This is a genomic window from Natrinema soli (assembly GCF_028618695.1).
Window position 1 is genome coordinate 21,409 of the sequence record NZ_JAQIVI010000087.1, and the last position, 2,017, is coordinate 23,425.

Sequence of the window (2,017 nt, forward strand, 5' to 3'; positions counted from 1 at the left end):
AGCGACCTCGCAGACCAACTGCGCGCACTGTACTAACAATGAAAGAGTACCAGACTATCACGGAAATCAGCGGTCCGCTGGTGTTCGCCGAGGTCGACGAACCGGTCGGCTACGACGAGATCGTCGAAATCGAGACCGAGGACGGGCGGACGCTGCGCGGCCAGGTGCTGGAATCGAGCGAAGGGATCGTCTCGATCCAGGTGTTCGAGGGCACGGGCGGAATCGACCGCAACGCCTCCGTTCGCTTCCTGGGCGAGACGATGAAGATGCCCGTCACCGAGGATCTGCTCGGACGGGTGCTCGACGGCTCCGGCAACCCGATCGACGGCGGCCCGGAGATCGTCCCCGAGGAACGACACGACATCGTCGGCGAAGCGATCAACCCCTACTCCCGGGAGTACCCCGAGGAGTTCATCCAGACCGGCGTCTCCGCCATCGACGGCATGAACACGCTGGTCCGCGGCCAGAAGCTGCCGATCTTCTCGGCCTCGGGGCTGCCCCACAACGAACTGGCGCTGCAGATCGCCCGTCAGGCGACGGTGCCGGAGGAAGACGAAGAGGGCGAGGGCTCCGAGTTCGCCGTCGTCTTCGGTGCGATGGGGATCACCGCCGAAGAGGCCAACGAGTTCATGGACGACTTCGAACGCACCGGCGCGCTCGAGCGCTCGGTCGTCTTCATGAACCTCGCGGACGACCCCGCAGTCGAGCGGCAGGTCACGCCGCGACTCGCGCTCACCACGGCCGAGTACCTGGCCTTCGAGAAGGACTACCACGTGCTCGTCATCCTGACGGACATGACCAACTACTGTGAGGCGCTGCGAGAGATCGGTGCCGCACGTGAGGAGGTCCCGGGCCGGCGTGGCTACCCCGGATACATGTACACCGACCTGGCGCAGCTCTACGAGCGCGCGGGTCGAATCGAGGGCAAGGAGGGATCGGTCACGCAGATTCCGATCCTGACGATGCCCGGCGACGACGACACGCACCCGATTCCGGACCTGACCGGCTACATCACCGAGGGCCAGATCATGATGGATCGGGACCTCAACAGTCAGGGGATCGAACCGCCGGTCAACGTCCTGCCCAGCCTGTCGCGGCTGATGGACGACGGGATCGGCGAGGGCCTGACCCGCGAAGATCACGGCGACGTCTCCGACCAGATGTACGCCGCCTACGCGGAGGGTGAGGACCTGCGCGACCTCGTGAACATTGTCGGTCGCGAAGCGCTCTCCGAGCGGGACAACAAGTTCCTCGACTTCGCCGACCGCTTCGAGACGGAGTTCGTCCAGCAGGGGTACGACACCAACCGCTCGATCGACGAAACGCTCGAGATCGGCTGGGATCTGCTGTCGACCCTGCCGAAAGAGGCGCTCAATCGGATCGACGAGGACCTCATCGCGGAGCACTACCGCGAAGACGAGTCCGAAGCTGCAGAAGTGACGGCCGACTAAAGTCTTCGAGACTACGCCGCTTTTTTCGCCGTGGGTCGCGCGCTCTTGCGAGACCCGTCCGTCGTTTACGCGCAGTCGAGGCGTGCCCGGTTCCGGCGCTGCTCGATCGCCGCGCGTACTCCCTCGGGGTCGTCGATCGCCGAGCGGTCACACCGGAGGTCGATCCACGGTCGCTCGAGGACGAGTTCCTCGTCGGTTAGCGCCACGCTCCCGATGTCGGTCCAGGGAACCAACCGCGTTCCGATCGGCCCCGCGGCGACCAGGCCCGCCTCGTGGATGCGGAGTTCGCGGCTCGTCCGCGCCCCGCCCAGTTCTACGTCCAGCCGGTCGAGCCGTCCGCTCGCCTCGAGTCCCTGAACGAGAAAGAGCAGACCGGACAAGAACCACAGCGCGGTGAGAACCCCGCGTTCCCGAGTGGCGAAACCGATCACGACGTAGCCGACGGCGATCGCGTACAGACACAGCGCCCGGTTGGGCGAGCGCCACCGCCAGGTCGCGACCGGGTCGTCGGGGGTGATCGCCGCCACGTACCGCGTCCGCGCCATCGTGGTGACGACGGCCGCAGA

The 2,017-nt window shown here is 66.0% G+C and carries 1 protein-coding gene and 1 pseudogene; one reads left to right on the forward strand and one right to left on the reverse strand.

What is annotated here, in order from left to right; genetic code table 11:
- Positions 1–38 precede the first annotated feature (38 nt).
- Entirely contained in the window at positions 39–1,451 is a 1,413-nt protein-coding gene (locus PGX04_RS05380; RefSeq protein ID WP_273737561.1) for an ATP synthase subunit B, read from the forward strand.
- A gap of 65 nt (positions 1,452–1,516) precedes the next feature.
- Here PGX04_RS05380 and PGX04_RS05385 read toward each other — a convergent pair.
- Positions 1,517–2,017, reverse strand: a pseudogene (locus tag PGX04_RS05385) (hypothetical protein); the annotation flags it as partial.